Consider the following 6,203-nt stretch of genomic DNA (forward strand, 5'->3'; position numbering starts at 1 on the left):
GGCTGCGGCCACAAGGGCGGGCCGGATGGTGGACTGCAGGAATGAGGTGCTGCTGGTTGGATGCATCCGCGGATTCTCACCCGTGCTGCACGGCGGCAAGCCGTTCTCACGCACCGACGCGCCCCTTTCCTACAGCTGCGGTGGGCGGGCCAGCGAGCATGGGCCGTCAGCAGCAGCGAACTCCCGCGGCTCGAATCTCGAAGGGGACAGTGATGCCACATCAAACCTACGCCGCATGCATCGAGGCGTGCAACGGCTGCGCCACCGCATGCCATCACTGCGCCGCGTCCTGCCTGAAGGAGCCCGACGTCCAGATGATGGCCCGGTGCATCGCGCTCGACATGGATTGCGCGGCCGCCTGCCAGTTTGCCGCGGCCGCCATGGCGCGCGGCAGCGAACATGCGAAAGCCATCTGCGCGCTGTGCGCCGGCATCTGCGAAGCCTGCGGCGAGGAATGCGCCAGGCACAAGCACGAGCACTGCCAGGCCTGCGCCAAGGCCTGCCGCGATTGCGCAGCCGCGTGCCGCGCGATGGCACGCTGAGCTGCCGCGACCGGCTCGCGCGCGTCCGGCTATGCCTTGCCGGACGCCACCTGCTGCGTGAATGAAAGCGCCAGGAAATCGACAAAGGCCCGCACGCGCGCGGCCAGCTGGTGCCGCTGCGGATACACCGCGTAGATGTCGGCATCGGGCGTGAAGTACTGCGGCAGCACCTGCACCAGGCGGCCGTTGCGCAGGTAGCGGTTGATGTCCCACTCCGCCCGCATCAGGATGCCGTGGCCTTCGAGCGCCCAGTTCACGGCGATCTCGCCGTCGTTGGTCGCGAGGCTGCCGCGCGTCTTGATCGATTCGGTGCGCGCATGGCGGCCTCGGCCGCTCGTCAGGCGCCAGACGCCGTAGGCTTCCTCGCCCTGGCGAATGCCGATGCAGTTATGCCTGGCCAGGTCGTTCGGAACCTTGGGCATGCCGCGCGCCGCCAGGTAGGCGGGCGATGCGCACAGCAGCCGGCGGTTCGATGCGATGTGCCTTGCCACCACGCGGCTGTCCGGCGGCGCGCCAAAGCGCACGCAGACATCGAACAGGTCTTCGCTCGGCGCCGGTGGATTGACCGACAGCTGCAGCTGCACCTCCACGGCCGGATGCTTGCGCACGAAGCGCGAGATCAGCGGCGCCACATGGCTGCGCCCGAAGCCCAGCGTGGCGTTCACGCGCAGCAGGCCGCGCGGCGTGGCGCGCGACACGCCCAGCAGCTCCTCCATGCCGTCGATCTCGCCGAGGATGCGGCGCGCATGCTCCAGGTACAGCTCGCCCTCGGGCGTGAGGCTCATGCGGCGCGTGGAGCGGTTGACCAGCAGCACGCCCGCGCGCGATTCCATCAGCGCCAGGTGCTTGCTGACCGCGGGTGTGGTGATGCCCAGCTCCCGCGCGGCGGCGCTCAGGCTGCCGGCGCTGGCCAGGGTGGAAAAGAAGCCGAGATCGGCCGGAAGGATGGCGCTGCTCATCGTGGCCCCACTGTTGAACTCAGGTTAACAATGGCTTCACTTTAGCGCCGATTCCGCGGGCTGCTGCTTCTTACAGTGGAATCTCTTTTTCAACCTCCCGCAGGCATCGCCATGAAGACGTACAAGATCGCAACCATTCCCGGAGACGGCATCGGCAAGGAAGTCGTGCCCGCGGGCCAGCAGGTGCTCGAAGCGCTGGCTTCGGCCGGCAGCAGCTTCACGTTCGAGTTCGAGAATTTCGGCTGGGGCGGCGACCACTACCGCGAACACGGCGCGATGATGCCGGCCGACGGCCTCGATGCGCTGCGCGGCAAGGACGCGATCCTGTTCGGCTCGGCGGGCGATCCGCATATTCCCGACCACATCACGCTCTGGGGCCTGCGCCTGAAGATCTGCCAGGGCTTCGACCAGTACGCCAACGTGCGCCCGACGCGCATCCTGCCCGGCATCGACGGCCCGCTCAAGCGCTGCGGCCCCCATGATCTGAACTGGGTCATCGTGCGCGAGAACTCCGAGGGCGAGTACGCCGGCGTCGGCGGCCGCGTGCACCAGGGCCATCCGATCGAGGCCGCCACCGACGTGTCCATGATGACGCGCGCCGGCGTCGAACGCATCATGCGCTTCGCCTTCAAACTGGCGCAGTCGCGGCCCCGCAAGCTGCTCACGGTCGTCACCAAGAGCAACGCCCAGCGCCACGCGATGGTGATGTGGGACGAGATCGCGCTGCAGGTCTCGAAGGAGTTCCCGGAGGTCACCTGGGACAAGGAACTGGTCGACGCATCGACCGCACGCATGATCAACCGGCCGGCCTCGCTCGACACCATCGTCGCCACCAACCTGCATGCCGACATCCTGAGCGACCTGGCCGCCGCGCTCGCGGGCAGCCTGGGCATCGCACCCACCGGCAACATCGACCCCGAGCGGCGCTACCCGTCGATGTTCGAACCGATCCACGGCTCCGCCTTCGACATCATGGGCAAGGGCCTGGCCAATCCGGTCGGCACCTTCTGGTCGGTCGTGATGATGCTGGAGCACCTGGGCGAGGCCGAGGCCGCCCGGCGCGTCATGCAGGCGGTCGAAGCCGTGACGGCCGACCCCGCGCTGCACACGCGCGATCTCGGCGGCCGCGCCACCACCGCGCAGGTCACGCAGGCCGTGTGCGCACGGCTCGCGTAACCCAATCAAACACACGGCGCAGACCGTCAGCCAGGAGACAAAGACATGTTGAAGCAACCATTCGCCATCGGGCGCCGCCGCGCCCTCGCGGGAACCGCCCTGGCGGCCCTCGGCCTTTGCATCGCGCCCTGGGCCACTGCCCAGGAGCCGTGGCCGGCCAAGCCGATCAGCCTGGTCGTGCCCTTTCCTTCCGGCGGCACCACCGACGTGCTGGCCCGCGCGCTCGCCGATGCGCTGTCCAAGGCCCTGGGCCAGCCCGTGATCGTGGAAAGCAAGCCGGGCGCCGGCGCCACGCTCGGCGCCGACTACGTCGCCAAGGCCAGGCCCGATGGCTACACGCTGCTGATGGGCGCGGTGCACCACACCATCGCGACCAGCGTCTACAAGAAGCTGCCCTACGACTTCCAGAAAGACTTCGCGCCGATCACCACGGTGGCGATGGTGCCGAACGTGCTGGTGGTCAATGCCTCGCTCACGCCGGCCAAGTCGGTGGCCGAGCTGGTCGCGCTTGCCAAGGCGTCGCCGAAGGAGCTGGCCTACGGCTCCAACGGCAACGGCACGGCGCAACACCTGATCGGCACCCAGTTCCAGGCCAGCACCGGCGTCAAGCTGCTGCACGTGCCGTACAAGGGCAGCGGTCCGCTCACCACCGACCTGCTGGGCGGGCAGGTGGACATGTCCTTCGACACCATCACGCCCGTGCTGCAGCACATCAAGGGCGGCAAGCTGCGCGCGCTGGCCGTCACCACCGCCAAGCGTTCCGCCGTACTGCCCGAGGTGCCGACGCTCGAGGAGGCCGGGCTCAAGGGCTTCGACATCGGCACCTGGTTCGGCGTGCTCGCGCCGGCCGGAACGCCGAAGGACATCACCGCAAAGCTCCACATCGAGATGGCCAGGATCATCAAGTCGCCGGAGTTCGCCGAGCGGATGCGCGCGATCGGCGCCGACCCGATCGGCGACAGCTCCGCCGAGATGGCGGCCCGCATCCGCGAGGAGACGGCGAAGTTCGCGAGGCTGGTCAAGGAGGGGAAGGTCGCGGTCGAGTAGGCCGGATTCACGACGATCTTGTTACTCCCCGCTGCGCTCGCCAGTCCCTAGAGTTGCCTTGCGGCGCCAACCACGGCGCGCCACAAGGAGCCGGCGATGAGCAGCAACAGCAGGAACAGCAGGAACAGCAGCAAGAACGACCGCGTCGCGCAGGCGCTCGGCATCTATCGAAGCATCGCGGCGTGCAACGAGCGCCTTGCGCGCGGCAACGACGTCCACGCGCTCACGGCGGCGTTGATGCTGCCCTGCTACCACGCCGAGTTCAGGCGCGTGGCGAGCGAGCTGAACCATTCGGAGCAGGACGAGCTGGGCGCCGCGCTCGAACGCTACCTGCCTGGCAACGCCGCAGTGACCGCGTCCTACAACGAACTCCTGGTTGGCCTGCGGCTGCGGCCGGCCCGCTGATCTGCCCACACAGACCCGGGAGCCATGCCGACGCGCGGCTGTTCTGATCCAGAACAACCCCGCGTACCAGGGCGATTTCGCCGCGGCCCGCAAGGAACTGCGCGGGCGTCTCGGCCTGGACAGGTGATCGCCCGCCGCCCCGCCGCAAGCGGCTGATACACTTTGCGCGCGTTGTCAGGTGTCCTGGCGCCCCGTGTAAACGGCGGGGTGGCCAGGGTGAAACGGGAAGTCGGTGCGCGGCGGTGGAGAGAACACCGCGCAATGCCGACGCTGCCCCCGCAACGGTAAACGAGTCAAGAAGCAAGACCCCGGGATTCGGTCCCGCGCCACTGTGCCGCGAACGGCATGGGAAGGTGGTCTTGCTGCAGAGCCGATGGCTCTGCGCTCGTGAGCCCGGAGACCGGCCTGACGACCAGCGCATGACCTTGCGGTGGGCGAGGATCGGCGGGCGGCGCATGGCGTCCGGCTCGATGCAGGTGTGCATCCGCCGGAACCGCATCCACTGGCGCCCCTCCGATTTCTCTCCCCCCGCCCGGTCGTACCGACCATCTATCGCGCGGCGGGCGCGGAGGAATCATCATCATGAACAAGCGAGCCATCGCTCCAGGCAGTGCGCCGACGCCGGGAACCGTGTGGTTCGTCGGTGCGGGCCCGGGCGATCCGGAACTCATCACCGTCAAGGGCCGCGGCCTCGTCGAGCGCGCCGGGGCGATCCTGTTCGCGGGCTCGCTCGTGAGCGAAACCGCCATGCGCTGGGCGCGGCCGGACTGCGCCATTGCCGACAGCAAGGACATGACGCTCGAGCAGATGTCGGCCTGGCTGATCGCGCAGGCCGCGCGCTGCGAGACCGTGGTGCGCCTGCAGACCGGCGACCCGGGCCTGTACGGCGCACTGATCGAGCTGGTGCAGCCGCTGGATGCGGCGGGCGTGCCGATCGGCGTGGTGCCGGGCGTGTCCTCCGCCATGGCCTCGGCGGCGGCGGCGGTGGAAAGCCTCACGCTGCCCGAGGTCACGCAGACCGTGATCTTCACGCGCGTCGAAGGCCGCACGCCCATGCCCGAGGGCGAGTCGCTCGAGGCGCTCGCCGCGCACCACAGCACGCTGTGCATCTTCCTGAGCATCACCCTGATGGGCAAGGTCACGGCCGCGCTCACGGCCGCCGGCTGGTCGCCCGATGCGCCCGTGGTGGTGGTTCACAAGGCAAGCTGGCCGGGCGAAGAGAAGATCGTGCGCGGCACGGTCGCGACCATCCAGGCGCTGTGCCGCGAGGCCCGCATCGCGAGCCAGTCGATGATCATCGCCAGCCCCACGCTGGGCGCGCGGCAGTGGACCACGCTCGCCAAATCCAAGCTCTACGACGCGAGCTTCACGCACCGCTTCCGGCGCGCGAGCGTTCCCGTCCAAACCCTGCGCCAGGAACTCCCATGAACTCCGAAACCATTCTGCTGGTGGGCCACGGCTCGCGCGAAAAATCCGGCAACGACGAGATCGAGGCCTTTGCCGCGCAATGGCGCGAGCGGCAGCCGGGCTGGCGCATCGAGGTCTGCTTCATCGAGTTCTCCGAGATCACGATGAGCGAGGGCCTGCGCCGCGCGGCCGAGAGCGCGCGGCGCGTGATCGTGGTGCCGCTCATCCTCAATGCCGCGGGCCACGTGAAGATGGACGTGCCGCAGGCCATCGACGGCGCCCGGCTCAAGTACCCGATGGTGCAGTTCCTCTACGCGCCGCACCTCACGGCCTGCGATCCGATCCTCGCGATCCTCAAGCGCCGCCTCAAGGACGCGATGCAGGCGCTCGACATGCCCGACCCGACCACCACCGGCGTGGTGATCCTGGGCCGGGGTTCGTCGGACCGCCAGGCCAATGGCGACATGGCCAAGATGGCGCGCTGGCTGATGGAGGAGACCGACCACGAGCTGGTCGACCTTGCCTTCACCGGCATCACCTACCCGCGCCTGGAGAAGGCCGTGCAGCGCCAGGGCCTGCTGGGCATGARGCAGGTGGTGGTGCTGCCCTACTACCTGTTCAACGGCACGCTGGTCGAACGCATCGCGCGCCAGGTCGAGCACCTGAA

The 6,203-nt window shown here is 68.8% G+C and carries 7 protein-coding genes and 1 riboswitch; of the genes, 6 read left to right on the forward strand and 1 reads right to left on the reverse strand.

Annotated elements, in window-relative coordinates; all coding sequences use genetic code 11:
* Nucleotides 1–212: 212 nt before the first annotated feature.
* The gene (locus AC1DOC_RS15145) at nucleotides 213–542 is read left to right on the forward strand and encodes a four-helix bundle copper-binding protein (protein WP_012746178.1); all 330 of its coding nucleotides are present in this window, start codon (nucleotides 213–215) and stop codon (nucleotides 540–542) included.
* Nucleotides 543–571: 29 nt separating this feature from the next.
* Here the strand turns inward: AC1DOC_RS15145 and AC1DOC_RS15150 are convergent, their stop codons facing one another.
* A complete protein-coding gene (locus tag AC1DOC_RS15150) occupies nucleotides 572–1,501 on the reverse strand; it encodes a LysR substrate-binding domain-containing protein (RefSeq protein WP_018903600.1) in 930 nt (309 codons plus the stop codon).
* 111 nt (nucleotides 1,502–1,612) lie between these two features.
* Between AC1DOC_RS15150 and AC1DOC_RS15155 the strand changes: the two genes are divergently transcribed.
* From AC1DOC_RS15155 to AC1DOC_RS15175, 5 genes are all read left to right on the forward strand, one after another.
* A complete protein-coding gene (locus tag AC1DOC_RS15155) occupies nucleotides 1,613–2,677 on the forward strand; it encodes a tartrate dehydrogenase (RefSeq protein WP_012746176.1) in 1,065 nt (354 codons plus the stop codon).
* Nucleotides 2,678–2,722: 45 nt separating this feature from the next.
* Nucleotides 2,723–3,724: a tripartite tricarboxylate transporter substrate binding protein gene (locus tag AC1DOC_RS15160; protein ID WP_012746175.1), complete on the forward strand. Its 1,002-nt coding sequence runs from the start codon at nucleotides 2,723–2,725 to the stop codon at nucleotides 3,722–3,724.
* Nucleotides 3,725–3,820: 96 nt separating this feature from the next.
* Nucleotides 3,821–4,129, forward strand: coding sequence for a hypothetical protein (locus tag AC1DOC_RS15165; protein WP_012746174.1), 309 nt, complete (start codon nucleotides 3,821–3,823; stop codon nucleotides 4,127–4,129).
* A gap of 159 nt (nucleotides 4,130–4,288) precedes the next feature.
* Nucleotides 4,289–4,552: riboswitch (cobalamin riboswitch) on the forward strand.
* Nucleotides 4,553–4,711: 159 nt separating this feature from the next.
* A complete protein-coding gene (cobM, locus tag AC1DOC_RS15170) occupies nucleotides 4,712–5,557 on the forward strand; it encodes a precorrin-4 C(11)-methyltransferase (protein WP_018903601.1) in 846 nt (281 codons plus the stop codon).
* Nucleotides 5,554–6,203: sirohydrochlorin chelatase (locus AC1DOC_RS15175; RefSeq protein ID WP_478130021.1), on the forward strand; the 650-nt coding region annotated here is incomplete at its 3' end. The genes cobM and AC1DOC_RS15175, both read left to right, overlap by 4 nt.

The sequence above is a fragment of the Variovorax sp. 01T439_2 genome (genome assembly GCF_056398445.1).